Source organism: Streptomyces sp. NPDC088706 (genome assembly GCF_044752765.1).
In the GTDB taxonomy this organism is placed as follows: domain Bacteria; phylum Actinomycetota; class Actinomycetes; order Streptomycetales; family Streptomycetaceae; genus Streptomyces.
Window position 1 is genome coordinate 38,858 of record NZ_JBIVLW010000023.1, and the last position, 24,863, is coordinate 63,720.

A 24,863-nucleotide genomic window follows, 5' to 3' on the forward strand; every position below is an offset into this window, starting at 1 on the left:
GTGGGACCGCCGCCCGGCCGCACAGCCGTAAAATCGCTGGTTTGCCCCATCCGGCCCGACAGGAGCACCCTCACGTGACGCACACCTTCGACGCGGGTCCGGCAACCGCGCAGGGGCGGGCCCCCGGAGCCGCGGAGAAGGTACTGCTCCTCCTGGACAGCTTCGCCCGGCTGACCGCCGCCGGAACGCCGCCCACCTTCACCGATCTCGTCACCGCCAGCGGTCTGGCCAGGACCACCACGCACCGGCTGCTGGCGCTGCTCGTCAGGCGCCGGATGATCGACTACGTGGACGGCGCCTACCGGCCGGGCGCCGCGCTGTCCGATCTCGCCGGGGCATCTCTCGGGCTGCCCGTGGACCGATTACGCGCGACCCTCCTGCCGTACATGGTCGACCTGTACGAACTCACCCGTCAGACGGTCAGCCTGGCGGTGCTCCAAGGGCCGGACGTGATTCCGATCGAGCGGATACGCGGCAGCCGGCGGGCTCACCTGCACCTGCCCGAGCGCGTACCGGCGCGCAGCACAGCGCTGGGCCGCGCGCTGCTCGACGCCGCCCACCCGGTCGCCGCCACCTCGCCCGGAGCCGGCTCGCGCGGCGACCACATCGACATCCTGCTGGCCGAGGTCCGCAGGCAGGGCGTGTCCACCAGCTTCGGTGAACTGATCCCGGGCGTCGTGTGCCTGGCGCTGCCCGTACTGGACGAGTCCCGCCGGCCCGTCATGGCCCTGTCGGTGTCCGGCCGGGCCCGGAGCATGGACCTCGCCGCTGTGGCGAAACACCTTCGCTCGGTAACCCTCACGGCCTGCCTGGCCCTGCTCACCGAGGGACGCTGAGCTCGTCACGGGAGGACCTGGACGGACCGCAGGTGCTCCCGCAGCCACTGTTCGGTGTTGCTGACGTGCAGCAGAGCGGCCGCCTCGCTGAGGGCAACGTCCCGGCGGACCAGAGCGTCGAAGATCGCCTCGTGTTCCGCGACCGTCCGGTCGGCGGCCCGGGTGTCGACCAGGCCCCGCCAGATGCGCGCGCGCAGCGTGCGCCCCGAAACGCCTTCCAGAAGACTCAACAGGGACTCGTTGCCGGTGGCCGCCACGATGGCACGGTGGAACGCCGCGTCGTGGATGTTGAGCTGCTCGATGTCGTCACGGGCCGCCAGCATGGCATCGAGGTGCCGCTTCACCTCCGTCAGTTCCTCGTCGGTGATCCGGGTCGCCGCCACCGCGGTGGCGGCCGGTTCCAGCAACCGCCGTACCTCCATCAGATCCTGGAGCGCCCCCGAGTCGCCCTGCAGGAGTTCCACCGCACCGCCGAGACCCTCCAGCAGCAGGCTCGGCTGCAGGCTCGTGACATACGTGCCGTCGCCCCGCCGGATCTCCAGCACCCGGGCCGTGGCCAGCGCCTTGACGGCCTCCCGGGCCAGATTGCGGGACAGCCCCAGCTGAGCCGCCAGCTTCTGCTCGGGAGGCAGTTTGGAACCCGGCGGCAGGGCGCCGGACCGGATCAGCTCACGGATCTGGGTTATGGCCTTGTCCGTCAGGGACACGCGAACCCCTCCCTCCAGGTCGTGGGCACGTCGGCCCTGATCAGCCCTTGCACACGCAGGTCGTCCCAGAGGGCTTCGGGCACCTGCCGCCGGAGGAGTCCCGCGTTTCGCGTGACCTGGTCCCGATTCCGCATGCCGAGCGTGACGTTGATGATACGAGGGTGGGTGAAGGGAAACGCCACGGCGGCCGCGGGCAGCGTGGTGCCGTGCCGCTCGCAGACCTCGGCGATCGCCCGGGCCCGGGCGACGAGGCCGGCCGAGGCGTTCTCGTAGTCGTACTTCATGCCGGGCGAGGGCCGCTCGCGGGAGAGCAGACCCGAGTTGAACACCCCGACCGCCACCACGCTCTTGTCGTGCTCCAGGGCCGCGGGCAGGGTGTCGTCCAGCGCCGACTGGTCCAGCAGGGTGTAACGCCCGGCCAGCATGACCACATCGGCGGCTGTCTCCCGCAGGAACCGGGCCGGCATCGCCGACTGGTTCATCCCCGCGCCGATGGCTCCCACCACCCCCTGGTCGCGCAGGTCCGCCAGAGCGGGCATCGCCTCCTCGGCGGCCTGCCGCCAGTGGTCGTCGGGGTCGTGCAGGTACACGATGTCCAGCCGGTCCCATCCCGTGCGCTCCAAGGTGGCCTCGATGGAGCGCAGGACGCCGTCACGGCTGAAGTCCCACTCCCGGCGCAGATCGTCCCGTACGACGAAGCCCTCGCTGTCGACCCCCCGCGGCCGTTCGTTGGGGACCAGCAGACGGCCGACCTTCGAGGAGACCACGTACTCCTGCCGCGGTCGGGACCGCAGGGCGGCACCCAGACGGCGCTCGGACAGACCGAGGCCGTAGTGGGGCGCGGTGTCGAAGTACCGCACTCCGGCCTCCCAGGCGGCATCGACCGCTCCGGCCGCCTCATCGGCAGGGGTGAGCCGGTAGAGGTTGCCGAGGGCGGACGCTCCGAAGCCGAGCTCGGTGAGTTCGACGGAGGTGTTCGTGATCCTGTGATGTCGCATGGGCCGTTCCTCGGTGTGTGGGTGGGCCGTACGCCGGTCAGCGTCTGACATCGGCGGAGGCTCGGGACATGAGCTGTTCGACTTCGGCGAGAGAGGCCATGGACCCGTCCCCGGGAGTCGTCATCGTGAGTGCGCCGTGCGCCGTGCCGTACGCCAGGGCGCGCTCCAGGGGGGCGCCGGTCAGCAGGCCGTAGACGAACCCGGCGGCGAAACCGTCGCCGGAGCCGATGCGGTCGAGGACGTGCACGCCGTCCATCACCGGTCCGACGACGCAGCCCGTCCGCGGCGACCACGCCGCCGAAGACCAGTCGTTGACGCCGGCCGAGGGCACGTCCCGGAGGGTCGTCGCCAGCACCCCCACGCCGGGCACCCGCTCCGCCACCTTCAGGAGCGCGTCCGCCACCCCGTCCGCGCCGACGGCCGCCGCGCCCGGGTACTTCCCCGCCAGACCGAGGGCGCCCACGACCACATCGGCCTGCGGAGCGAGCCGCAGATCGAGCTCACGCGCCCGCCCCGGGCCCCCGCGGCCCGCCCACAGGCTGGCACGGTAGTTGGGATCGTAGGAGACCCTCACGCCGTGGCGCCGCGCGGCGGTCATCGCCTCCTGGGCGACCTCGGCCGTCGTCTCCGACAGACCGGCGAAGATGCCACCGGTGTGGAACCAGCGCACACCCGGCGAGAAGACGCTGTCCCAGTCGACCTCACCCGGCCGCAGCCGCGAGACCGCGGTGTTGGCACGGTCGCTCACCCCCAGCGCTCCCCGGACGCCGAAGCCGCGCTCGACGAAGTTGAGCCCGTTGCGGGCGGTGCGGCCGATCCCGTCGTCGGGCACCCAGCGGATCAGCGAGGTGTCGACACCGCCCTGCAGGATGAGGTCCTCCGCGAGCCGGCCCACCGCGTTGTCCACCAGGGCGGTCACCACACCGGTGCGCAGACCGAAGCAACGGCGCAGCCCCCGTACCACGTTGTACTCGCCACCGCCCTCCCACACCTGGAACGTACGGGCGGTGCGGATGCGGCCCTCGCCCGGGTCGAAGCGCAGCATCACCTCGCCCAGCGCCACCACCTCGGCTCCCTGTGCGATCACTCCGCGCTCCTCTGCACGGCCTCGGCGGTCAGCCGCCTGATCTCCGCCCAGTCACCGCGCTCCATGTGACCGGGTGTCGCCATCCAGCTGCCGCCGACGGCGACGACCGCCGGATGAGCGAGGTAGGCGGGCATCTGCACCGGCCCGATGGAGCCGGTGGGCACGAACCGGGCCTGCGGGAACGGCGCCGCCAGCGCCCGGATCATCCGTACTCCGCCGAGCGGTTCGGCGGGGAACAGCTTGACCGTGTGCGCACCGGCCCGCAGCGCCCGCATCAGCTCCGTCGCGGTGGCGATGCCCGGCACCACGGGAACGCCCAGGCGCCGGCACACCGCGACGACATCGGCGTCGAAACCGGGAGAGACGACGAAGCGCGCCCCGGCCGCCACCGCTCGCTCCGCCTGCTCGGCGGTGACCACCGTGCCGGCGCCGACGACGATCCCGCCGTGCCGGGCCATCGCCTTCACCACGTCCTCGGCGGCCCGGGTACGGAAGGTCACCTCCGCGCACCGCGCACCGCCGGCGGCCAGCGCCTCGGCGAGCGGCAGCGCCATGCCGGTGGAAGGCACGGTCAGCACCGGCAGGATGCGGGTGAGGGACAGGACGCCGGCCGCGTCGGTGCTCATCGGCCGAGCCATCCGCCGTCGACGGGAAGGACCGCGCCGTGCACATAGGCGGCCGCGTCCGAGGCCAGGAACACGGTGGCGCCCGCCAGGTCGTCGGCCTCGCCCCACCGCGCGGCCGGAATCCGGTCCAGGATCGCGCGGGTGCGTACCGGGTCCTCCCGCAGGGCCCGGGTGTTGTCGGTGGCGATGTAGCCCGGGGCGATGGCGTTGACGTTGACGCCGCGGGGAGCCCACTCGTTGGCCAGCGCCTTGGTCAGACCGGTGACACCGTGCTTGGCGGCGGTGTAGCCGGGCACGGTGATACCGCCCTGGAAGCTGAGCAGCGACGCCGTGAAGATGATCTTCCCCTGTCCCCGGGCCACCATCGCCGCACCGACGGCCCGGGTCAGGGCGAACTGCGCGGTGAGGTTGACCTGGAGGACCAGATCCCAGTCCGCGTCGCCGTGCTCGACGGCCGGCGCGCGGCGGATGGTGCCCGCGTTGTTGACCAGGATGTCCACCGGTCGCGCACGCCCCGCGAGATCCGCGCCCAGCGCCCGTACGGCCTCCGGGTCCGCGAAGTCGGCGCGGATCGCCTCGAAGGAGCGTCCGGCGGCGACGACGTCCCCCTCCACGTCGCTGCCGGAGTCCTCCAGGCTCGCGCTGACGCCGATGACGTCCGCGCCGGCCCCGGCCAGCGCGCGGGCCATGGCCCGCCCGATACCGCGCCGGGCGCCGGTGACGACGGCGAGCCGGCCCGTGAGGTCGAAGGCGCTCATGCGAGGGCCCCCTCGGTCCCGCCGGTGCAGTCCAGCAGGACCTTCACGTCGCCGCCCGCCTCCAGCGCCTCGAACGCGGCCGGCGCCTCGGCGAGCGGCACCACCCGGGTGATCAGCCGCTCCGCCGGGACGACGCCCTGGGCCACCAGGCGCACCGCCCGCTCGAAGTCGGACCGGTCGTACAGCCGGGCCCCGACCAGGGTGAGCTCGCGCCAGAAGAAGCGGTGCAGATCGACCTCGCGGTCACGGGCGTGGATGGCCACCAGACACAGGCGCCCGCGCACGGCCAGGACGTCGACGGCGGTGCTCACGCCCGCCGCCGCGCCGGACACCTCGAAGGCGACGTCCGCGCCGGCACCGCCGGTCCACCGGCGTACCAGCCCGGGTACGTCGTCGGCCCCGGGGTCCCAGGCGATGAACCCCAGCTCCTCGATGAGCAGGCGCCGGTGGACGCTCGGCTCCACGACACGGACGTCGGCGCCCGCGTCCCGCGCGACGAGCGCGATCAGTATGCCGACCGGGCCGCCTCCCACCACGGTCACCCGCTCGCCCTCCCGGACGGCGGCCCGGCCGACGTCGTGCACGGCCACCGCCGTCGGTTCCACGAGCGCGGCCCGGTCGAGGGGGAGGGAGTCGGGGAGGCGTACGAGGACCGACGCGTCCACGATCCAGCGTTGCCGCATGGCACCGGGGGAGTCGATGCCGATGAAGTCGAGCCGGTGGCAGAGGTGCTGGTGGCCGTCGAGACAGGCGGGGCAGGTCGCGTCCCAGCGCAGGGGCATCACGGTCACCGCGTCTCCGGGGCGCCAGCCCGCCACGTCCGGGCCGACGCGTACGACGCGACCGGACATCTCATGTCCGAGGACGGCGGGCGGGTGGACCCGGGCGTCCATGTCGCCGTGGAAGATGTGCAGATCGGTGCCGCAGACGCCGACGTAGGCGGGGGCGAGTTCCACCTCGCCGGGCCCGGGGGGCGGGCTCGTGAGGGAGGCGGTGTCCAGAGTTCGGGCGCCGGTGTAGCGGACGGCGAGAGTCATGGTCCGTCAGGTCCTTTCGGTGTGGGGACCGGTGAGAGCGGGAGCCGGTAGAAATCGGTGGCGGTCAGGGTGAGAACCGCTTCGCTCTCGCTCGGGGAGCAGTCGGCCAGGAGTTCCTCGACGGCGGCCGCCCAGCGGTTCCAGCCGCCCGCCAGGACGCAGACGGGCCAGTCGGAGCCGAACATCAGCCGCCCCGGCCCGAACGCGCTGAGCAGGACGTCCCACACCGGCCGCAGGCCGGCGGTGGTCCACCGCGCGTGATCGGCCTCGGTGACCAGGCCGGACACCTTGCACCGCACCTGAGGGTGGGCCGCCAGCTGTCGTATGCGCCTCTCCCAGTCGGCCAGGGACCCGTCGGTGAGGGGCGGCTTGCCCGCGTGGTCCAGGACCAGCGGCAGGCCGGGTATCCGTTCCGCCAGGCGGACGGCCTGAGCGAGCTGGTGGCTGCGGACCAGGACGTCGTAACCGAGTCCGCGGTCGCGTACCGCACGCAATCCCCTTTCCACCGCGAGGCGTTGCAGCCACCCGGGGTCCGGTTCGTCCTGTACCAGGTGGCGCACGGCTCGCAGATAGCCGCCTCCGGGCGAGGCTCTCAGCTCGTCGAGGGTGTCGCCGACGGCGGGGGAGGACAGGTCCACCCAGCCGACGACCGCGCCGATCAGGGGGGCATCGGGGGCCAGGGCGAGCAACTCCCGTGTCTCGGGCAGCGAGGCCAGGCACTGGACGGCCACCGTGGTCTCCAGATACCGGCCGGTGATCGCCCTGGTCGCGGCGGTGCGCAGTTCGCCGGTGCCGAAGGAGCGGCGGATCGGTTCGTGCGCGGATTGGTCCAGCCAGGGCTGGGGGCGGCGGGCGAGGTCCCACACGTGGTGGTGGGCGTCGACCAGCAGGGGCGGTGCGGTGTCAGCCACGGCTGCTCCACACCGGGCCGTCCGGGTAGACGTACTCCTTCAGCGACTCGGGGTGCATCTGGGCGCCGAGGCCGGGAAGCGCGGGCGCGAGGTAGTGACCGTGCGCGACCCGCACCGGGTCGACGAAGTGTTCGTGCAGGTGGTCGACGTACTCGATGACACGGTCCTCGACGCTGCCGGACACGGCGGCGTAGTCGAACATCGACAGGTGCTGGACCATCTCGCACAGACCGACACCGCCCGCATGGGGGCAGACGGGTATGTCGAACTGGGCGGCGAGCAGCAGGATCGCGATGTTCTCGTTGATCCCGCCGACCCGGGCCGCGTCGATCTGCACGATGTCCACCGCGCCGGCCTGGAGGAGCTGCTTGAAGACGACCCGGTTGGCGATGTGCTCGCCGGTGGCCACCTTGATGGGGTGCAGTGCCTTGCGGACGGTGGTGTGTCCGAGGATGTCGTCGGGTGAGGTGGGCTCCTCGATCCAGTACGGATCGTAGGCGGCCAGTGCGCGCATCCACTCGATCGCGGGCTGGACGTCCCACCTCTGGTTGGCGTCCACGGCGATGCGGATGCCGGGCCCCAGTGCCTCGCGGGCGGTACGCAGGCGCCGTACGTCGTCCTCCAGCGACGCGCCCACCTTCAGCTTGATCTGGGTGAAACCCTCGGCGACGGCTTCACGGGCCAGGCGGACCAGCTTCTCGTCGGAGTAGCCGAGCCAGCCGGGGGTGGTGGTGTAGGCGGGGTACCCGCGTTCCAGGAGGCGTGCGATGCGCTCCTCGCGCCCTGGTTCGGCGCGACGCAGGATCGTCAGGGCCTCCTCGGGGGTCAGGGCGTCGCTGAGCCAGCGGAAGTCGACCTGGGCGACCAGCTCCTCGGGCGACATGTCGGACAGAAAGCGCCACACGGGTTTCCCGGCGCGTTTGGCCGCGAGGTCCCAGGCGGCGTTGACGACGGCGCCGGTCGCCATGTGGATGGCACCCTTCTCCGGTCCCAGCCACCGCAGTTGGGGATCGTGGGTCAGGGAGCGGGCGAACGCCCCCAGGTCCGCGCACAGGTCCTCGACGGACAGGCCGACCACGTGCGGGGCGAGCGTGGCGATGGCAGCGGCCTGGACGTCGTTGCCCCGCCCGGTGGTGAAGGCCAGCGCGTGGCCCTCCAGCCCGTCGCCCGCGTCGGTGCGCAGGACGACGTAGGCGGCGGAGTAGTCGGGCTCGGGGTTCATGGCGTCCGACCCGTCCAGGTGCTCGGAGGTCGGGAAGCGGATGTCGAGGACGTCGAGGCCGGTGATGCGGGCGGACGTGTGCACGGCAGGGGGCATGGTGGTCACTCCAGGAGAGGGGCAGGTGGCAAGCGGCCCTCCTGCCGGCGGGCGCGGAGGCGTTGTCGGGGAGAGCGGGGGGTGGATCAGTCCTGGACTTTCCCGCCGGTGATACGCGAGATCATCAGGGCGACGAGGATGATCAGGCCGTTGAGGGCGCCGATCCACTGCGCGGGCACCCCGGCCAGGGTGAGTACGTTCTGGATCATGAAGAGCAGCAGGATGCCGGTGAAGGCACCGAACATGGTCCCCTTGCCGCCGTTGAGGCTGATGCCGCCGATGACAGCCGCCGCGAAGACGGTGAAGATGTAGCCGTCACCCTGGCCGGAGGCGACCGAGGCAAGCCGGCCGGACAGCAGCAGGCCGGCCACGGCGGCGAGCAGACTGCCGACGACGATGACGGTCCACAGCACCCGGTCCGTGCGGATACCGGCCGCCTTCGCCGCGTCGACGTTGCCGCCGATCGCGTACAGCGAGCGGCCGAAGCTGGTCCAGCCCAGGACGACCACGGCGATGGCGAAGAGGGTCAGGCAGAGCCAGACCGAGACGGGCACCCCGGCCCATACGGCGGTGCCCAGGTAGAGCATGGAGGACGGCAGCTGGAAGAACGTCTGGCCGCCGGAGATGCCCGTGAGGACGCCGCGCAGCACGATCAGCATGCCGAGGGTGACGATGAAGCCGTTCAGGCCGAACCGGATGATCAGCAGGGCGTTGATGACACCGATGAGGACACCGACGGCCAGCGTGACCGGAACCGCCCAGCCACCGGGGAGCAGCCCGAGACCGTGGCCGGCCCCCACCGGGACCACCAGCCAGGCCGCCACCCCGGGCGCGAGGCCCATGGTGGACTCCAGCGACAGGTCCATCTTCTTGACGATCAGGACCATGGCCTGGGCGAGGACCAGCAGCGCGATCTCGGACATGGTCTGCAGGACGTTGAGGAGGTTGTCCGTCTGCAGGAAGACCGGGGTGACGATCTGACCGACGATCGCGATCACGATGATCGCCGGCACCAGGGCCAGGTCGCGCAACCGGGCCAGCCGTATCCGGCCACCGAGCAGGACGAGCTTCTTGGCGGCCGTCGGGGCGGTCTCCGCCGGGGGGGCCTTCACGAGGATCTCAGGCATCGAGGTCTACTCCTTCCATGGCGGCCACCAGGTCGTGGTCGTGCCAGCCACACGCGATTTCGGCGGTCACCCGGCCCTGGAACATCACCAGGACCCGGTCGCACATCCGCAGGTCGTCGAGTTCGTCGGAGGCGATGAGCACGCCCGCGCCCGCGTCGGCCGTCTCCTCGATCTTGTCGAGGAGGAACTCCTTGGAGCGCACATCCACTCCGGCCGTGGGGTTGATCAGGACCAGCAGCCGCGGATCGTCCGCCAGGGCGCGGGCCAGGACGACCTTCTGCTGGTTGCCGCCGGACAGCGCGGAGACCGGCAGTTCGGGGTCCTGCGTCTTGATCGCCAGGTTGCGGATCATGTCCCCGGCGAGCCGGTCGCGCCGGCGGCGGCTGATGAATCCGCGTGACCCCAGCTTGGCCGGCACGGACAGGGTGGTGTTGTCCGCGATCGACATGCCGGCCACCAGACCTTGGTGATGCCGGTCCTGCGGGACGAATCCGGCGCCGGCGGCGAGGGCGGCGGGAACGCTCCCGGGCCGAGGGCGGTTGCCGGCGATCTCCACCGCGCCCGAGCCGGCGGCACGCAGTCCGACGACGGTCTCCGCCACCTCGGTCCGTCCGCTGGCCGTGGCCCCGGCCAGCCCGACGACCTCTCCGGCGCCCACCTGGAACGTCACGTCCCGGTAGGCACGGCCGTCGTCGAGCCCCGTCACCGTCAGCGCGGCCGGAACGGATGTGTCGACCCGGCCGGCCCGCCGGGCGCGGCTGCCTGCGGCGGCCTCACCGGTCATGGCGGCGACCAGCTCGGTTCGGGGCAGCTCGGCCACCGGACCACTGATGACGTGCTGAGCGTCCCGGAACACCGTCACCATGTCGCAGATGTCGTAGACCTCCTGGAGGTGGTGGCTGATGAACAGGAAGGTGACGCCCTGCTCCTGCAGATCGCGGATTCTGTCGAAGAGCCGGCTGATCGCCGCCGCGTCGAGCTGCGCGGTGGGTTCGTCGAGGATGATCAGGCGCGCCCCGAAGGACAGCGCCCGCGCGATCTCGACGAACTGCCGCTGCTCGACGGAGAGGTCGCTCGCCGGGGTCTGGGGGTCGACGTCCAGCGACCACGACGACACCAGATCCCGTGCGCGACGGCGCACACCGTTCCAGCTGATCAGCCGGCCCCGGTTGCGGTCGTGCCGGTTCAGGAAGAGGTTCTCCGCCACCGTCAGCGTGGGAATGATGGTGGACTTCTGGTAGACGCAGGCGACGCGCCGGCGCCAGGCGTCGCGGTCCGTGAGCCGGGGGGCGGGCTGTCCGTCGAAGGTGACCGTCCCCTCGTCCGGCGCCTGCAGGCCGGTCAGTACGGACACCAGGGTCGACTTCCCCGCTCCGTTGCGCCCCACGAGCGCATGTGTCTCGCCGCGTCTGACCGTGATCCGGGCGCCGTTGAGCGCCACCGTCGGCCCGTATCGTTTGATGATGCCCGTCGCTTCGACGGCGGGCGGGTCCGCCAGGGCTCCCGCGCCGTCCGCCGCCGTGGACTCGGGGCTCAGCTCTCGCTGTCCGTGGTCCATCTCAACCGCCTTGTCATCGCCATGGGTTCGGCCCCGCCTTACTTGAGGTTGTTGCCCCACAGAGAGGTGTCGCCGCTCTTGAGACTGGGCACGCCGCCGTAGGTGCCGCCGTCGGCGGTGACGAGGGGAGCGGGGAGCTGGTCCTCCAGCAGGCCCTCGCGGACCTTGATGATGTTGCTCCCGTGATCGGTCTTGCCGGGCTTGAACGTCTTCCCGTCCATCGCCGCCTTCAGGTAGTGGAGGGCGTACTTGGCGTAGAGGTCGGCGGGCTGGGAGACCGTGGCGTCGATCTTGCCCTCGGCTATGTGCTTCAGCTCCTGGGGGATGCCGTCGTTGGACACGACGAACACGTGCTTCTTGTCCGTGGGCGGGACCAGCAGGTTCTTCTGCTTGAGGACCTGGAGCGTGCCGGAGAGCGCGAAGCTGGACTGCATGTAGACGCCCTTGATGTCCGGGTGGGCGGTCAGCCTGGTCTGGAGCTTCTGCGCCGCGACGGCGCCGTCCCAGTTGGTCGCCTCGCCGAACACCGTGATGCCGGGGTAGTTCTTCTTCATGCAGGCGTTGAACGCCTCGGTGCGGTCACGGCCGTTGATGGAGTCGAGGCCGCCCTGCAGCATGACCACCTTGCCCTTGCCCTTGAGCTTGGTGCCGAGGAACTGGCACGACTTCTCGCCGTACGCGCGGTTGTCGGCGCGGACCACCATCGCGACCTTGCCGTTGTCGGGGCGGGTGTCCACCGTGACCACCGGAATCTTCTTCGCCTCCAGCTGCGCCAGGGTCGGCGCGATGGCGGCCGTGTCCTGGGGGGCCATCGCGAGCCCCTTGACGCCCTGGCTGATGAAGGTCTGCGCGTTGGCGGTGAGCTTGGCGACCTCGTTCTGCGAGTTCGTGGTCTTGAGCGACAGCCCGAGCTCCTTGGCGTACTCGGGCGTGTACTTGATGTACGAGTTCCAGAAATCGGTGTCGGAACGGGGGTAGTCGACACCGACCAGCGCGGCGCCGCCCGCCGAGGAGCCCGATGAACCTCCGCCGCAGGCGCCGAGCAGCGCCATGGCGGAGAGAGCGGAGACGGCTGACAGGACAGTTCTGAGCCTCATGGGTTACCTCGCACTGACAGGTGGGGACGAGCGAAGATCTCGCAGCCGTTACGCGGGTGTATCCCTCGTCCAGAGATGGGATGTATGTAAACGGCATCGCTGGGCTCGTGTCCATGGTGTCCGACGAATTGCTCATAATTTCGGACTATCTCGGTGATCTGCTGCCACGGTGTCGCCTCAAGGGGGGCGACACCTCCCATCAATAGCCGGGACTGCGCGCTGTCACCGTCGAGGACGGCCGGGCGGGGCCGGGTGCCGAATGTCGGGGTGTTCCACGGTGGCCATGGACGAGAACGGGATCGATCCGGGTTTCGCGCCGTCGGACTGTGCCGGTAAGAAGGGCGCGATGCTCACGAGCGACACGGCCGAGCGCTGGTTGCAGGTGCATCTCCACGAGGACGACGGTGCCGTGATCTTCCTGTGGGACACGGACGCGGGCTTCCCGCCGTACGAGGGGGCGGAGAGGACGAACACGTTGTGGAAGGCGGTCCTCGCGGAGGTCCCCGACACCTTGCGCTCCTGCCTCTGGAACGGGAAGGCGGAGATGGACGACGACGACCTGCCGTACGTCTCCGCGGTGATGTGGCGGCTTCCCGGTGACCCGGCGTGGCGGACGGCCGAAGCCCTGAGGCAGGCCTCCCCGGCCGGGCCGTGGGGCGGCGACTGCGCCGACTCGGTACTGGCCGACCTGATCGCGCCGTCGCCGGCGACGGTCATGTTCGACGACGGCTCGGGGGTGGAGCGTTCGTCGTTCGCCACCGCTGACGCGGTCCGCAGGATCCTGGCCCTCAGGCCGCTGACCGAGGGCATCGTGCGGTCCCTCGACCCCGAGCGGTCCCTGGCCGACGTGGAGGGCCCCATCGCCGCGCTCGGCCACCGGCCGGCCGACCCCGACAGCGCGCCACCGCTGGACCGGGGCAAGGGCGAGGGAGATGCGCTGATCACCATGCCGCCGGATTCCCGCTTCACTCTCAGGCACTTCCTGATGGAGCCGGACGGAGAGGGATTCCATCGCATCCTGGTGCACGACTCGGGCAAGGCACTCGAAGCCGCGCTGTACGGCTACGGTGTCTGGCGGGAACTCGCCGCCAACGGCACCGACGGATACCGCTACGTCGGCGTCCCGCAGTAGAACGGGCAGGCGCTTTCGCACGCCGCGAAGGACCATGGACGACGGCTCCGATGTTCATGCTCCAGAACGAAATTCTCCGCTCAGCGGTGCCGCGCCGGTCCTGAGCATTACGGTGCTTGCCATGACCGGACCCGTACGGACATTCGCCTGTGCGCGCGCCTGCTCCGCGGCGGCGCGCGCGGGAGGAGTACGCAGTCCGGCGAGCGCTCACCGTCCGCCCCGCGCTAGGTCCTGTCCGGCGGATCACTGGCGGAGCCGGAGTCGGATCGCTGCGGCGGTGACGGTGCCGTGGAAGACGTAGGCCCGCTTGTCGTAACGGGTCGCGACCGCGCGGGAGTTCTTGAGCCGGTTGATGGTCCGCTCGGCCTCGTTGCGGCGCCGGTAGTGGTCGTGTTCGAAGCCGGTTGGTCTTCCGCCTTCTCTGCCTTTGCGGCGGCGGTCGGCCCGCTGGTCCTTCGGTTCCGGGATCGTGTGCCGGATGTGGCGGCTTCGCGGGTAGCGGCGATTTCGGCGGGAGCTGTAAGCCTTGTCGCCGCTGACGTGGTCCGGCCGGGTGCGGGGCCGTCCGCCCAACGGCCGGGGAACCCGTATCCGGTCCAGGACGTCGACCATCTGCGGGGCGTCGCCCCACTGACCCGGCGTGAGCAGGAGGGCCATGGGGCGGCAGCCGCCTTCGCCGGCGAGGTGGATCTTGCAGGTCAGGCCGCCCCGGGACCGTCCGAGTCCCTCGTCGGGGCGGTGGTGCCGGGGCGTCGTCCCTTTTTCGGGATCCGCGGACGGGCTTTGCGGGCGCCGGCCGCGTGCTGATGGGCCCGGCAGGATGCCGAGTCGACACCGACCATCGACCAGTCGATCCTCCCTGCCAGGGCGGCGTCGGCCTGGACCGCTTGCCGGATCCGGTCCCAGGTGCCGTCCGCCGACCAGCGGCGATGCCGTTCGTAGACGGTCTTCCACGAGCCGTAACGTTCCGGCAGGTCACGCCACGGGACACCGGTCCGGACCCGGAACAGGATCCCGTTGACCACGATGCGGTGGTCGTTCCACCGCCCGCCCCGGCCACCCAGAGGTGGCAGATGCGGCTCCAGTAACGACCACTCGCGGTTTGTCAGATCCCCCCGCCCCATGCCCGAACCAACGAGCGACCGGTCAGAAGGTCACATGATCCGCCGGACGCTGCCTAGGGCGCGGTGGGCAGGGTCACCGTCACGGTCAGTCCCCCGTCCGCACGCGGCATGGCCACGGCGTCCCCCTGGTGGGTGTGTGCGACGGCCCGGACGATCGACAGGCCCAGGCCGCTGCCGCGGGTGGACCCGACCCGGTCGGTCAGCCGCCGGAACGGTTCGAACAGGACGGGAATCTCGTGCGCGGCGATGGGAACGCCGTCGTTGCCGACGCTCAGATACGCGCCCGCCGCCGTCGTACCGGTGCGGACGTCGAGCTCTCCGCCGGTGAGGTTGTACTTGACGGCGTTGTCGAGGAGGTTGCGGATCAGCTGCTCCAGCAGCAGGGGATCGCCGGTGACCGGAGCCGACTCCAGTGTCAGCCGGATGCGCAGGCTCTTGCGCCGGATCTCCTGGTCCATGTGCTGCACCACGGCGCCGGCCACCTCCGTCAGATCGACGGGCAGACGGTCCGTCGCGGCGTTCTCCGCCCGGGCGAGGGTGAGGAGCGCGTCGATGAGCCGCTCGTGGCGTTCGTTCACGGCGAGCAGGTTCTCGCCGAGCCGCTTGACGTCCGCGGAGGCCGTGGGGCGGGCGACGGCGACCTCCACCAGCGTGCGCCCCACCGCCAGCGGTGTCTTCAGCTCGTGCGCGGCGTTGGCGATGAACCGGTCCTGGCCCGCGAACGCCTGGTCCAGCCGGTCCAGCATGCTGTCGAAGGAGTCGGCGAGCCGCTTCACCTCGCCCGGTGGCGCGTCGAGGTCGATGCGCTGCTGGAGCGTACGGCCGGCGACGCGTTCCGCGGTCGACGTGATCCGGTTCAGGGGACGCAGCAGCCGGCCGGTGGCCAGCCAGCCCATGGTGGTGGCCGCGACGCCGACGGCGAGCACGGTCAGCCCGCCCTTGACCATCAGGTTCGCCTGCATGGAAGCCAGGACGGTCTCCCGCGACGCCGCGTCGATGACGATCCTCGGGAGGGCCGACGGTAGGGCGGGTCCACCGGTCGCCTTCGGTGCCCGGGGGCTCGCAGCACCCGGATCGAGCTGGAGGACGCCGGGAAAGGGCAGCCTCAGCGTGTACTCCATGCTGTTGCCCACGAGGATGAGCGCCCCTGTGAAGATCGCGGCGCCCGCGAGGAAGAACATGAGGCCGAACACCGCCGTGAGGCGGAAGCGGAGGCTGCCCCGGGTCACGGTCCGGTTCACGGGATGCGGTACCCGACGCCCGTGACGGTCTCGATGACCGGGGCGCCCAGCTTGAGGCGCAGGGAGCGCATGGTGACCCGGACGACCGTGGTGAAGGGGTTGACGTGCTCGTCCCACGCACGCTCCAGCAGGTCCTCCGCGGACACGGGAGCGCCCTCGGCCCGCAGCAGCTCCTGCAGCACGGCGAACTCCTTACGGGAGAGTGGGATGTACTTGTCGTCGCGGAAGGTCTGGCGCAGGTGCGGATCGAGCCGGATGCCGGACCGCTCCAGGACCGGGGGCGCGGCCGGCCGCGAGCGGCGGCCGAGGGCGTGGATCCGCGCGACCAGCTCGGCGAAGGCGAAGGGTTTGGCGAGGTAGTCGTCGGCGCCGAGCCCCAGGCCCTCGACCCGCTCGGTGACCGTGGTGGAGACGGTCAGCATCAAAATCCTCGTCTCCCCGCCCGCGCCGGCCGTGCGCCGGCACACCTCGTCACCGTGGAGCCTGGGTAGATCACGGTCGAGGACGACGACGTCGTAGGTGTGGACGCCGAGCCTGTCCATCGCGGCCTCGCCGTCGTGGACCACGTCGACCGCCATGCCCTGGTCGCGCAGCCCTTCGGCGATCGCCCCCGCGAGCATCTCCTCGTCCTCCACCACCAGCACTCTCATGACTCCGCCTTCCGCTGTGGTCTCCCCAGTATTCGGAGGGGGTGTTAAGGCAACGTGAGTCCCCGGGCTCACCGGGGCTTCACACCCTTCCGCGTGTACTGACCGTGTTTCTCGCAGCCCCGCACCAGTCAGGACCACGTATGTCCGCTCATCAGGCCCCCTCCCGGGGGAGGACCCGCCACGCACGGCGAACCCGGAACGGGCACCGGGCGCGCAGAGCCCCTCGGCACCGTGAGAACGCCCGGCCCCGCCGCCGACGCGTGATCGCGGCTCTGTACCTCGCGGTGACCCTGGGCATCGGCCTGGTCGCGGTGTACGGCTCCGGCGTCCTGCGTACGCCTGACCCGCCGGCCGCCGACACCGCGGGCCCCCGGGCCAAGAAACCGGCGACGGCCTCGCCCGTCGCCTCGGCCCCGCCCCGCCCCGGCCCCCGCCCCAAGGCGGGTGACGGTGACGCGAGGTCCCACAACCCCGCCCGCGGCTCCGGCCGCACCCCGTACCTGGAGAAGGGGCCGGGCACCTTCACCTGGGCCACACCGGCGAGCGGTCGCGCCGGGCAGGGCGGAAAGCTCATCCGCTACGGCGTGAAACTGGAGGACGGCACCGGCCTGGACTCCGCGGCCGTGGCCGCTGAGATCGACCGGGTCCTGCGCGACGACCGGGGCTGGACCCGCCGGGCAGTCGCATCCTTCCAGCACGTCGCCGAACCCCCCTACGACATGGTGGTCCAGATCGCCTCCCCGAAGACGGCCGATGCGTTGTGCGGCGCCTGGGGCCTGGACACCGGCGGCGAACTCAACTGCGCCAACGCCCCGGACCTCATCGTCAACGTCCGCCGCTGGGTCGAACTCAGCGACCAGTACAAAGGCCGCCCGCACGACTACCGGGCGCTGATCATCAACCACGAGGCCGGCCACGTACTGGGCTACGGACACCGCGGCTGCCCTGGGCCCGGAAAACCCGCGCCCGCGATGATGCAGCAGATCAAGGGCCTCAAGGGATGCGTGGCCAACCCGTGGGTCCACGACAAAGCGGGCACGTTCATCGACGGCCCCCGGGTCCCGTGAACCTTCCCGAAACGGCAGCCGCGCACCGAACCCGTCTCCCGGAAAGGAAGGACCAGATGCTCACCGGTATCCGTTCAGCCAGGGCGAAGAGCAGGAGAGAGCTCGTCGCGGCGGCTCTCGCGGCCCTGTTCCTCGCCGTCGTCTACTCTCTCGCCATCTGGACCCAGTTCGGACAGGAGATGGAGAACGAGCTGTTCCAGCGGGACCGGGTACCCGCCGCCACCGCCGGCGTGGAGCCTGTTCCCACCGCTCCTGTGCTCCCGGTCTCCCCGGCCCCCGCGATTCTCCCGGTCGGCCAAGCAGCGGTCTGGGGAGGCGTCCTGCTGCTGATCCCGCTGGTGGGCAGGAAGCCGCGTCTGGCCCTGTGGGGCCTGGTGACACTGACCGGGTCCGCCGCGACGGCGTTTGTTCTGAAGGAGCTGCTGCCCCGCCCGCTCCTCGACAACTCGTACGGAGTCGGTCTGTCGGCCGAGAACAGCGCCCCCAGCGGACACGCCACCATGGCCACCTCCGTGGCGCTCGTCGCCCTGGTCGTCTGCCCGGCGGCCTTGCGGTACATCGCGGCTGCGGCAGGAGTCGCGGTGGCGGCCGTGACGGCGTACTCCGTGCAGGCCGCGGGCTGGCACCGCCCGTCCGACATCCTGATGGGCGCGACCCTGTCCCTTCTCTGGGTCTTCCTCGCGGCGCTGCTCGTACCCGCCGAGAAGGACATCGCCGCGGTGCGATGGAACCCGCCCATGATGTCCCTCTGCGTTCTCGCGGCGGCCGCCGTCGCCCTGTGGTGGGTGTCGGAATCGCAGCCCGGCCCGGGCTACCCGGTGGTCGTGAGCGCCGCCGCACCCTGCGCCGCCGCCGTACTTCTCGCCCACCACCGCTTCTGCCGCCCCGCCGCGCCGGGCCGGGCGGCACGGACACACGCCGAGGGGCGTTCGCCGATCACCGGGTAGCGGGCCGGGGGAGGGCCCCGCCGTGCGTGCAGGGCGGCCCCACCACACCATAAGAGTGTCGGGGGACCGGGCCGATGCCCGTCGTCAGCACCGAGGAGCCTTCCATGGACACCCCTGAAGACCCCCTTCCGACGCAGGATCTGTCCGGCATCGTGGGGCACCGGCTGATCTACACCTACACCAGCGGGTGGCGGTACGAGATGTACGTCAAGAACGCCCGCACCATCGACTACCGCGTCCACAGCGGCATGGTCGGCGGCCGCTGGGTCAAGGACCAGGCGGTCGACCTGGTGCGCCTCGCCGACGACGTCTACAAGGTCTCGTGGAACGAACCGACGGGCACCTGTGTGGTCGTCAACCTCCTGCCGGCCAGGCGTGTCGTGCACGGCACCATCTTCTTCCCCCGCTGGATCCAGCTGGACGCCGGCCGGACCGCCGTCTTCCAGAACGAGCACCTGGAGGAGATGCGCGCCCTGCGCGACGACGGCCCCACCTATCCGATCGAGGTCCTCCCGTACTTCGCGAGGATCACCCTGATCGAGCGCGTCGGTGAGAACGACGAGGACGTCATCTCCGCCGCCCCCGCCGACCTCCCCCCAGGCTTCGCCGACCGCACCGTGGGCGATCCTGTCGTCGTCCCGGCCGACGCCGGCAGGGCTTTCCCCGGCCCTACCGGCAGACCGATGACCGTCAAGCTCGGAGCGGACGACACCCAGGGCGCATACTCCTTGATCGAGTACACGCATGCCCCGCACGCTCCCGGTCCGCCGCCCCATGTGCACCACGAGCACGAAGAGGCATTCCATGTCACGGCCGGTGAACTCACCCTCGATGTCGATGGGAGCACCCTGTCCCTGGGCCCGGGAGACTACGCCCTGGTGCCGCGCGGCGCGGTTCACCGTCCGTACAACACCGGCGACATGCCGGTGACCTTCTTCTTCATCGCCTCCCCGGCCATGGACGGCTTCTTCGCGGAAATGGCCGACCTGAACGCTGCCACCGGCGGCTCCCCGAGCCCGGAACAGCTCCGGGAGATAGGGGAACGCTGGGACAGCGAGTTCACCCACCTGCCCGCCGCGAACGGCGTCCGCATGGTCGACGAGGAGTGACCGGGGTCCTCGTCGAAGGACAGCCGGGTGGGGCACGGTCCGTCGGGTCGCGCGCCCGACCCCAGCCCATAGCGCCGCTCCACGCTGTGGGGAGCGATGTGATCGCGTGGATATGAACGGCCACGGTGAGCAGTCATGTCCAGTTCTCATGCGTCCCGGGGCAGCCGGCACCGAGCTGGGGTGTGACGACGGTGCTGTTGCGGGGCCGGCTGCCGGCCTGGGCGCACGTCATTCCACGGACGCCGTTGCGTCCTCCGGCCGGATCCGGGACAACGGCAAGATCCATCATCTGCCGTCCCCTCCACCGCAGGTGCCGATCCTCTGTCCTTGAGGTGGAGGCAGAGCAGTCCACGAATCGGGACCGTGAGTGCATGCCCGATTGCACGGAAATCCGATGTGTGCCGGGACGTCATTGCCGGTCGCTGGAGAAAGATGAGTCTTGCATGATCACGATGGAGAGGCGCGTACTTGTACCCGTGCCGTTGGACCGTTTGACGCTTCGAAGGATCGCCGGGTGTCTTGGTGCCGGACTCGTGTTGGGTGTTATGACGAACCTGGCACAGGGTTGGCTGCCAGGGGCTTGGAACAATATCGTCAACTCGGGGGCAGTCTGGTCGGCGGTCGCCTTCGTTGCGGGTGTGGTACTGGCGGACCGGCGCGTGCGGGTGGCGATGGCCGGAGGGCTGGCCTCGGAAGTGGGGCTGGTCGCCGGCTACTACGGGTTCGCTGAATTCGGTCGTGGTGGCATGGGCCATCTGCCAGTCGTCCTGTTGTGGTTGTCCATGGCGCTCGTGGCCGGGCCGCTGTTCGGTGCCGCCGGGTCATGGTGGCGACGCGGCAGTCTCAAGCGCCGTGTCGTGGGGTGCGCCGCATTGGCTGGTGTATTCGGCGCGGAAGCCGTCCACTACGCCTTCGTGCTGCAATATATGCCGCAGGCCTGGGTGTGTGCGGTACTCATGATGGGGCTGCCTCTGGGAATGACGCGGGACAATCGCGAGCGGGCGTTGATGCTCTCGGTAGCCGTGCTACTGGCGTTGTGCGCCTACGCAGTTGTCTTTCAGGGTATGGAGATGATCGTTTTCTGAGTTGTCCGAACCCGATCCGGCGCCTCAAAGCCCCGGTACGAAGGGAGAATTGGCTTGAGTGTCCCCTGGCTCCGGCGGACCTGTGCCCCGGACGTGGCCTTCGGTCTGGGCGTGCTTCTTCTGGGGCTGCTGGAGGTGACCTGGTCGGCTCCGTTCCCGGCCGACAGCCGACAGCTTCTGCTGGTCGTGGGGACGGCGGCGGTGGTCGGCGGGGGTCGACGTGCCCCCGGAGCGGCGCTCGCGCTGGCGGTACTGATGATCATGGCTCAGGTTCTGGCTACCGCCCCGTTCCTGCTCATCCAAGTCATTGAGGTGAGTGTCCTCTTCAGCTGTGCCCGGTGGGGAGGACGGGCGACGGTGTGGCTGAGCGGCCTGTCTGTACCCTTTGCCGCCGGTCTGGTTCTGCAGCACACTGCCGCTGGTATCCCGTTGCCGCTCGTCGGCTCCCTCGACGGGCTCAGCGCCTGGCTCAACCCGTCCGGGGAGAACTGGGCGTACGTCCTGGTGGTCACCGCCTTGATGCTCCTGGGACTGCCCTGGCTCGCCGGGCTCACGGTCCGCTTCGGGGAGCGAGCCCGCATCGCGCGGCGCTCGCAGGAATCCGCCGAGGCGGACACGGAACGAGCGCACGTCGAGCGCACCCAGGCCTTGGAGATCGCAGCACTCCAGGAGGAGCAGGCGCGTCTGGCCAGGGATGTGCATGACGTGGTCGGTCATTCACTGGCGGTCATCCTTGCGCAGGCTGAGTCGGCTCAGTACCTTCCCGACGACGGGAACGCGCGTGCGAACATGAACAGGATCATGGAAAACATCGCGGCATCGGCCCGACAATCGCTGCAGGATGTGCGCCGCGTGCTGACCGGTGTCCCGTCGGACGTCGGACAGATGGAACGTCTGGACGGCATTCTGACCGCAGTGCGCGCGGCAGGCCAGGAAGTCATCCATACCGAGCACGGCACAGAGTGTCCCATGGGAACCGGTACGCGGAACGTGGTGTTGCGCGTACTGCAGGAATCGTTGACCAACGCTGTCAAACATGGCCGCAGAAGCGCCCCGATCCGTCTGGACCAGCACTGGCCGCAAAGACTCGGGGAGCATGAATTGCGCGTCCAGGTACGCAACGTGATCGCCACCGAGCCGATGTCCGTCGCATCCTCCGGACCGGGGCCCGGGCTGGGGCTGGGGCTGCTCGGCATGCGGCAACGCCTCGGTTCGGTGGGTGGAAGGCTGGACATTCAGCGGGCAGCGGGCAGCGAGGGCGAGGAGTTCCAACTCATGGCGTGGATTCCGCTACGGAAGGCTCCTTGATGAGGCGGCTCGACGGCCCGGCCCGCGACATCGAGGTCCTACTCGTCGACGATCAGCGGCTCTTCCGCGAGGGAGTGCAGGTGATGGTGCAGGCCCAGCCGGACATGAGCGTCGTCGGCACCGCCGCCGACGGACACGAAGCGGTCCGCCTGGTCGACGAGCACCAACCCGACGTGGTCCTCATGGACATTCGCATGCCGGGCATGGACGGCGTCGAAGCCACACGACAGATCTTCCTACCCTCCCGCATGATCAGTCGCGCTCACCCCGTCAGAGTCGTCATGCTCACCACGTTCAATCTCGACGATCAGGCCGCGACCGCCATCCGCCATGGCTCCAGCGGATTCCTCCTGAAGGAAGCCACTCCGCTGCAGTTGTGCAATGCCATTCGAACTGTGCACGCGGGGCACGCGGTTCTCGCCCCGGCCGACCTCATCGCCCTCATGGAACACCAGGTCCGCGCGACGACCCCGGTGCCAACCGCCTTCGCCACCTTGACGGACAAGGAGAAGGAGGTTTTCGTCGCTGTCGCCCAAGGCTTGAGCAACGCTGAGATCGCGCGCAGTGTCTTCGCCGGAGAGTCGACGGTCAAGACTCACGTCGGATCCATCCTGCGTAAACTCGGCTTGCGCGACCGAGTGCAGATCGTGGTGTTTGCCCATGAGCACGGCCTTGCTTGAGGAGAGCCTGTAACCAGCGGGCCCGCGGGCGCCGGTGGCGCCCGCGTCGTATGCGCCGACGAGTTCCGGGCCAAGGTCTTCCACCGCGTCCGTGACGTGACCGCGTGCCCCGCCTGTTCCGCTCGGGAGGTGGCGCACGTGTTCATGGGCACACAGGGCCGCCCCCGCTGCCGGAAGCGGACCACCATCTCCCGGCAGAAGACGGAGTTCGCCGGCTCGTACGGGCATCGCGGCGCAGCAGAACGCGAAACGCGACCGGGCCCCAACCCGCCCGATCAGCCCGACCGAACCCGTAGGGGTCCCCCCCCAGGCGCTCAGAGCGAGCAGGAGCCGCCGTTGACCTTGACATCGGAGACCCAGGCGTCGGGGATGTAGGCGTCGTCGTGGTCGAAAGCCACCACCATCCCGATGGTGAGAGTGCCGTTCTCCGGCACGGTGGTGTTGTAGGTCGCCGCGGTCACCGTGACGAGACCGCCCTCCTTCGTCACGGCCCCGTTCCAGACCTCGATCCTCGCTCCGGCCGGCACCCGGAAGGTCACCTTCCAGCCCGCGCCCAGGGAGGTCCGCGGCACGATGCCCAGGTCCGCTTCGATGCCCTCGTTCCATCGGTTCCGCACGTCGAGTGCGGCCGAGCAGGCGGGCGGCGGAGGTGGCTCCTGCTTCCTGCTCTCCTCATCGGGAGACGGGCCGGCCGAGGCATCGCCGGACGGTTCGGCACCGGACCGGCCGGAGGGTTCGCGGTCTCCGCCGGGGGACGGGGGCGGCGAGTCCTTCTCCGCCGACGCGGGCGCGGACCGCTCGGGTTCCACCGGCTGCTGGGCCACCACTCTCCGCCCACCAGGCACGCTCTCGCCGCTGGTGATGCCGGCCCAGCTCTCGGGCTGAGCGGTGGAAGTGTCACGCCGCTCGTCCTCCGGTGCCGTACCACTCCCCAGCAGGCTCAGCGCACCTCCCAGCAGTACGATGCCGACACCGGCCGCGGCCGCCTTCAGCGCCGGGTGCCTGCCGGTCCGGATGCCGCAGCCCCGCGTCGGGCGCCTGCGGGAGCCCGGGGGCCGCTGCGCCGCACTCGCGGAACGCCGCGACAACTGCCCCCGCCTGCGGGCCACGTAGGCGGAGCCGCTCCACCGAAGAGCCGCATCGGCGATGACGTCGGGCAGGAGGGCGTTGGCCACGCTCAGGCATTCGAAGGCCCCGGCACAGACGGAACACCTTCCCAGGTGATCCAGCAGGTCCGACGGAGTGGCCTGGGCGCTCTGCCTCGCGGTGGCATCCAGCAGGCCCGCGTACGACAGGCAGACGGGACTCTCCAGCTGCAGGTGGTGCAGCAGCCAGCCCTGCTCCCGGAAGTCGGCCCTCACGCGCACGACGTCGCTCGACACATCGGCCGGGGCCACACCCAGGCGCCCGGCGATGACCGCGTCCGACAGCCCCTCGACACAGCTCCACCACAGCAGTTCGCTGTCGAGCGGGTCCATCGCACGCAGGCTGCGCAGAGCGAGGGACTCCGTGGGCGACTGCCACGGGAGGGGTTGCCCACCGCTCTCCTCCACCCAGTTCAGCAGCTCCGGGGAGAGCAGCGAGACGCCGTCGGGGAAGGAGGCCAGCTCCATGGCCGTGCCCAGGACCGCGTTGAGCGCCGCGGGGACCGTGGGGAGTTCATCAGCACAGGAGGATTCTCCCCACGGCGCGGCCGGCGGCCTCTCCTGCGCCTGCGAGGCGAGTTCCCGCGCGGCATCGGGTGTGCACGTGCACAGGCCCGCGTAGGTGTCGACGGGGCTGGGTTCGTCGTCCCACAGACGGCGGCCGATGTCCGGAATGGGACGTGAGGCGACGATGACGGAGCGGCGGGCCGCTGAACCGGGAGCGAGCGACTGCGACAAGAGTCCTCTTCCATGGCCGTGGGGAGAGCGCAATGACCACCTACGCGGTGGCAGAGGAAGTCACTGCACGCCGAGGTTCGCCAGAGCACTGGGCGTGTCGTATTCAGAGCCGACACTGCCACGACCGCGTGACCGAAACAAGGTCGGTCCGACGGCCGGCCAAGGCTGCTGACCTGCCACCCGGCGTCCGCGGCACGGGTGGTGGCCGGTGCCGCCCTCCACCCGGCGCAGGTCCTCGTGCGCCGCTTGCCACCGGATCAACCGGGTTCCCGCTGTCCACCGGCCGAGCGGCCCGGCGCCAGGAATCCCGCCCTGTCCGTCGCGGCCTACGGGCCAGGGCGGCCGGGCAGCGGACAGCGTCGTGGCGGAGGCGGAGCCCGGCCGTCTCAAATGCTCACGTATGACGCGCATTTGGAGACGCTCACGTGGACGGGCGAGGACGGGGCCGCCGACCGGGTGTCCATGCCGCTGAGCTGCGAAAAAGATTTTCAACCCCCTGTCGCCGTTCGGAATCACCGATCGGCACACCGCCTTCACGGGAACGAACGGAAACGGTCACGACTGTCATCGAGGCCTA

23 protein-coding genes and 1 pseudogene are annotated in these 24,863 nt (G+C 70.5%); 9 read left to right on the forward strand and 15 right to left on the reverse strand.

The window, feature by feature from the left end; all coding sequences use genetic code 11:
• The first annotated feature begins 74 nt into the window (after window positions 1-74).
• The gene (locus ACIQAK_RS30910) at window positions 75-836 is read left to right on the forward strand and encodes an IclR family transcriptional regulator C-terminal domain-containing protein (RefSeq protein WP_366392296.1); all 762 of its coding nucleotides are present in this window, start codon (window positions 75-77) and stop codon (window positions 834-836) included.
• Between the two features lie 5 nt (window positions 837-841).
• On the opposite strand, the gene ACIQAK_RS30915 is transcribed toward ACIQAK_RS30910, so the two are convergent.
• From ACIQAK_RS30915 to ACIQAK_RS30965, 11 genes are all read right to left on the reverse strand, one after another.
• On the reverse strand, window positions 842-1,543 hold the full coding sequence (locus tag ACIQAK_RS30915; protein WP_366392297.1) for a FadR/GntR family transcriptional regulator: 702 nt from the start codon (window positions 1,541-1,543) through the stop codon (window positions 842-844).
• On the reverse strand, window positions 1,534-2,541 hold the full coding sequence (locus tag ACIQAK_RS30920; RefSeq protein WP_366392298.1) for an aldo/keto reductase: 1,008 nt from the start codon (window positions 2,539-2,541) through the stop codon (window positions 1,534-1,536). The genes ACIQAK_RS30915 and ACIQAK_RS30920 overlap by 10 nt, the downstream gene beginning before the upstream one ends.
• Window positions 2,542-2,578: 37 nt before the next feature.
• Complete coding sequence (locus ACIQAK_RS30925) at window positions 2,579-3,625, reverse strand: sugar kinase (protein ID WP_401849509.1); 1,047 nt, start codon at window positions 3,623-3,625, stop codon at window positions 2,579-2,581.
• Window positions 3,625-4,254, reverse strand: coding sequence for a bifunctional 4-hydroxy-2-oxoglutarate aldolase/2-dehydro-3-deoxy-phosphogluconate aldolase (locus ACIQAK_RS30930; RefSeq protein WP_366392300.1), 630 nt, complete (start codon window positions 4,252-4,254; stop codon window positions 3,625-3,627). The genes ACIQAK_RS30925 and ACIQAK_RS30930 overlap by 1 nt, the downstream gene beginning before the upstream one ends.
• Window positions 4,251-5,012: an SDR family oxidoreductase gene (locus ACIQAK_RS30935; RefSeq protein WP_366392301.1), complete on the reverse strand. Its 762-nt coding sequence runs from the start codon at window positions 5,010-5,012 to the stop codon at window positions 4,251-4,253. The genes ACIQAK_RS30930 and ACIQAK_RS30935 overlap by 4 nt, the downstream gene beginning before the upstream one ends.
• Entirely contained in the window at window positions 5,009-6,049 is a 1,041-nt protein-coding gene (locus tag ACIQAK_RS30940) for an alcohol dehydrogenase catalytic domain-containing protein (protein ID WP_366392302.1), read from the reverse strand. The genes ACIQAK_RS30935 and ACIQAK_RS30940 overlap by 4 nt, the downstream gene beginning before the upstream one ends.
• Window positions 6,046-6,960 (reverse strand): amidohydrolase family protein, encoded by a 915-nt coding sequence (locus tag ACIQAK_RS30945; protein ID WP_366392303.1) that lies wholly within the window; start codon window positions 6,958-6,960, stop codon window positions 6,046-6,048. Before ACIQAK_RS30945 ends, ACIQAK_RS30940 begins: the two co-directional genes overlap by 4 nt.
• A complete protein-coding gene (locus tag ACIQAK_RS30950; protein WP_366392304.1) occupies window positions 6,953-8,278 on the reverse strand; it encodes an L-fuconate dehydratase in 1,326 nt (441 codons plus the stop codon). The genes ACIQAK_RS30945 and ACIQAK_RS30950 overlap by 8 nt, the downstream gene beginning before the upstream one ends.
• An 86-nt stretch (window positions 8,279-8,364) precedes the next feature.
• On the reverse strand, window positions 8,365-9,405 hold the full coding sequence (locus tag ACIQAK_RS30955; RefSeq protein ID WP_366392305.1) for an ABC transporter permease: 1,041 nt from the start codon (window positions 9,403-9,405) through the stop codon (window positions 8,365-8,367).
• Complete coding sequence (locus ACIQAK_RS30960; protein ID WP_366392306.1) at window positions 9,398-10,963, reverse strand: sugar ABC transporter ATP-binding protein; 1,566 nt, start codon at window positions 10,961-10,963, stop codon at window positions 9,398-9,400. The genes ACIQAK_RS30955 and ACIQAK_RS30960 overlap by 8 nt, the downstream gene beginning before the upstream one ends.
• 38 nt (window positions 10,964-11,001) lie before the next feature.
• The gene (locus ACIQAK_RS30965) at window positions 11,002-12,060 is read right to left on the reverse strand and encodes a sugar ABC transporter substrate-binding protein (protein WP_366392307.1); all 1,059 of its coding nucleotides are present in this window, start codon (window positions 12,058-12,060) and stop codon (window positions 11,002-11,004) included.
• A 346-nt stretch (window positions 12,061-12,406) separates the two neighbouring features.
• Here ACIQAK_RS30965 and ACIQAK_RS30970 point away from each other — a divergent pair, with 346 nt between their 5' ends.
• Window positions 12,407-13,192 (forward strand): hypothetical protein, encoded by a 786-nt coding sequence (locus ACIQAK_RS30970; RefSeq protein WP_366392308.1) that lies wholly within the window; start codon window positions 12,407-12,409, stop codon window positions 13,190-13,192.
• A 243-nt stretch (window positions 13,193-13,435) separates the two neighbouring features.
• Here the strand turns inward: ACIQAK_RS30970 and ACIQAK_RS30975 are convergent.
• The 3 genes from ACIQAK_RS30975 to ACIQAK_RS30985 form a co-directional block, all read right to left on the reverse strand.
• Window positions 13,436-14,316, reverse strand: a protein-coding gene (locus tag ACIQAK_RS30975) for an IS5 family transposase (RefSeq protein WP_366392309.1) whose coding sequence is annotated in 2 segments (ribosomal slippage) — window positions 13,436-13,950 and window positions 13,950-14,316 — 882 coding nt in all. Because the reading frame shifts where the segments join, the coding sequence is not laid out codon by codon here.
• A gap of 53 nt (window positions 14,317-14,369) precedes the next feature.
• On the reverse strand, window positions 14,370-15,557 hold the full coding sequence (locus tag ACIQAK_RS30980; protein WP_366392310.1) for an ATP-binding protein: 1,188 nt from the start codon (window positions 15,555-15,557) through the stop codon (window positions 14,370-14,372).
• On the reverse strand, window positions 15,554-16,207 hold the full coding sequence (locus ACIQAK_RS30985; RefSeq protein ID WP_366392311.1) for a response regulator transcription factor: 654 nt from the start codon (window positions 16,205-16,207) through the stop codon (window positions 15,554-15,556). The genes ACIQAK_RS30980 and ACIQAK_RS30985 overlap by 4 nt, the downstream gene beginning before the upstream one ends.
• Window positions 16,208-16,467: 260 nt before the next feature.
• On the opposite strand from ACIQAK_RS30985, the gene ACIQAK_RS30990 reads away from it, so the two are divergent.
• The 7 genes and pseudogenes from ACIQAK_RS30990 (at window position 16,468) to ACIQAK_RS31020 (ending at window position 22,403) form a co-directional block, all read left to right on the forward strand.
• Window positions 16,468-17,274 carry a DUF3152 domain-containing protein gene (locus ACIQAK_RS30990; protein ID WP_366392312.1) on the forward strand — a complete coding sequence of 269 codons (807 nt, stop codon included), beginning with the start codon at window positions 16,468-16,470 and terminating at the stop codon, window positions 17,272-17,274.
• Window positions 17,275-17,330: 56 nt separating this feature from the next.
• Window positions 17,331-18,221 (forward strand): phosphatase PAP2 family protein, encoded by an 891-nt coding sequence (locus ACIQAK_RS30995; RefSeq protein WP_366392313.1) that lies wholly within the window; start codon window positions 17,331-17,333, stop codon window positions 18,219-18,221.
• Window positions 18,222-18,325: 104 nt separating this feature from the next.
• Window positions 18,326-18,838, forward strand: a pseudogene (locus tag ACIQAK_RS31000) (phenolic acid decarboxylase); the annotation flags it as partial.
• Between the two features lie 66 nt (window positions 18,839-18,904).
• Entirely contained in the window at window positions 18,905-19,330 is a 426-nt protein-coding gene (locus tag ACIQAK_RS31005) for a cupin domain-containing protein (protein ID WP_366392332.1), read from the forward strand.
• A gap of 452 nt (window positions 19,331-19,782) precedes the next feature.
• Window positions 19,783-20,415 (forward strand): DUF6518 family protein, encoded by a 633-nt coding sequence (locus ACIQAK_RS31010; RefSeq protein WP_366392333.1) that lies wholly within the window; start codon window positions 19,783-19,785, stop codon window positions 20,413-20,415.
• Between the two features lie 93 nt (window positions 20,416-20,508).
• Complete coding sequence (locus ACIQAK_RS31015) at window positions 20,509-21,723, forward strand: histidine kinase (protein WP_366392314.1); 1,215 nt, start codon at window positions 20,509-20,511, stop codon at window positions 21,721-21,723.
• Entirely contained in the window at window positions 21,723-22,403 is a 681-nt protein-coding gene (locus ACIQAK_RS31020; protein ID WP_366392315.1) for a response regulator transcription factor, read from the forward strand. The genes ACIQAK_RS31015 and ACIQAK_RS31020 overlap by 1 nt, the downstream gene beginning before the upstream one ends.
• Window positions 22,404-22,717: 314 nt before the next feature.
• Here ACIQAK_RS31020 and ACIQAK_RS31025 read toward each other — a convergent pair whose 3' ends face one another.
• Window positions 22,718-24,286, reverse strand: a complete 1,569-nt coding sequence (locus tag ACIQAK_RS31025; RefSeq protein ID WP_366392316.1) for a cellulose binding domain-containing protein — start codon at window positions 24,284-24,286, stop codon at window positions 22,718-22,720.
• Between the last annotated feature and the right edge of the window lie 577 nt (window positions 24,287-24,863).

Coding starts and splice junctions, on each gene's coding strand:
- ACIQAK_RS30920 (WP_366392298.1), bottom strand. CDS start 2,541: ATGCGACATCACAGGATCACGAACACCTCCGTCGAACTCACCGAGCTC.
- ACIQAK_RS30930 (WP_366392300.1), bottom strand. CDS start 4,254: ATGAGCACCGACGCGGCCGGCGTCCTGTCCCTCACCCGCATCCTGCCG.
- ACIQAK_RS30935 (WP_366392301.1), bottom strand. CDS start 5,012: ATGAGCGCCTTCGACCTCACGGGCCGGCTCGCCGTCGTCACCGGCGCC.
- ACIQAK_RS30940 (WP_366392302.1), bottom strand. CDS start 6,049: ATGACTCTCGCCGTCCGCTACACCGGCGCCCGAACTCTGGACACCGCC.
- ACIQAK_RS30950 (WP_366392304.1), bottom strand. CDS start 8,278: ATGCCCCCTGCCGTGCACACGTCCGCCCGCATCACCGGCCTCGACGTC.
- ACIQAK_RS30955 (WP_366392305.1), bottom strand. CDS start 9,405: ATGCCTGAGATCCTCGTGAAGGCCCCCCCGGCGGAGACCGCCCCGACG.
- ACIQAK_RS30960 (WP_366392306.1), bottom strand. CDS start 10,963: ATGGACCACGGACAGCGAGAGCTGAGCCCCGAGTCCACGGCGGCGGAC.
- ACIQAK_RS30965 (WP_366392307.1), bottom strand. CDS start 12,060: ATGAGGCTCAGAACTGTCCTGTCAGCCGTCTCCGCTCTCTCCGCCATG.
- ACIQAK_RS30970 (WP_366392308.1), top strand. CDS start 12,407: ATGCTCACGAGCGACACGGCCGAGCGCTGGTTGCAGGTGCATCTCCAC.
- ACIQAK_RS30985 (WP_366392311.1), bottom strand. CDS start 16,207: ATGAGAGTGCTGGTGGTGGAGGACGAGGAGATGCTCGCGGGGGCGATC.
- ACIQAK_RS30995 (WP_366392313.1), top strand. CDS start 17,331: ATGCTCACCGGTATCCGTTCAGCCAGGGCGAAGAGCAGGAGAGAGCTC.
- ACIQAK_RS31005 (WP_366392332.1), top strand. CDS start 18,905: ATGACCGTCAAGCTCGGAGCGGACGACACCCAGGGCGCATACTCCTTG.
- ACIQAK_RS31010 (WP_366392333.1), top strand. CDS start 19,783: ATGGAGAGGCGCGTACTTGTACCCGTGCCGTTGGACCGTTTGACGCTT.
- ACIQAK_RS31020 (WP_366392315.1), top strand. CDS start 21,723: ATGAGGCGGCTCGACGGCCCGGCCCGCGACATCGAGGTCCTACTCGTC.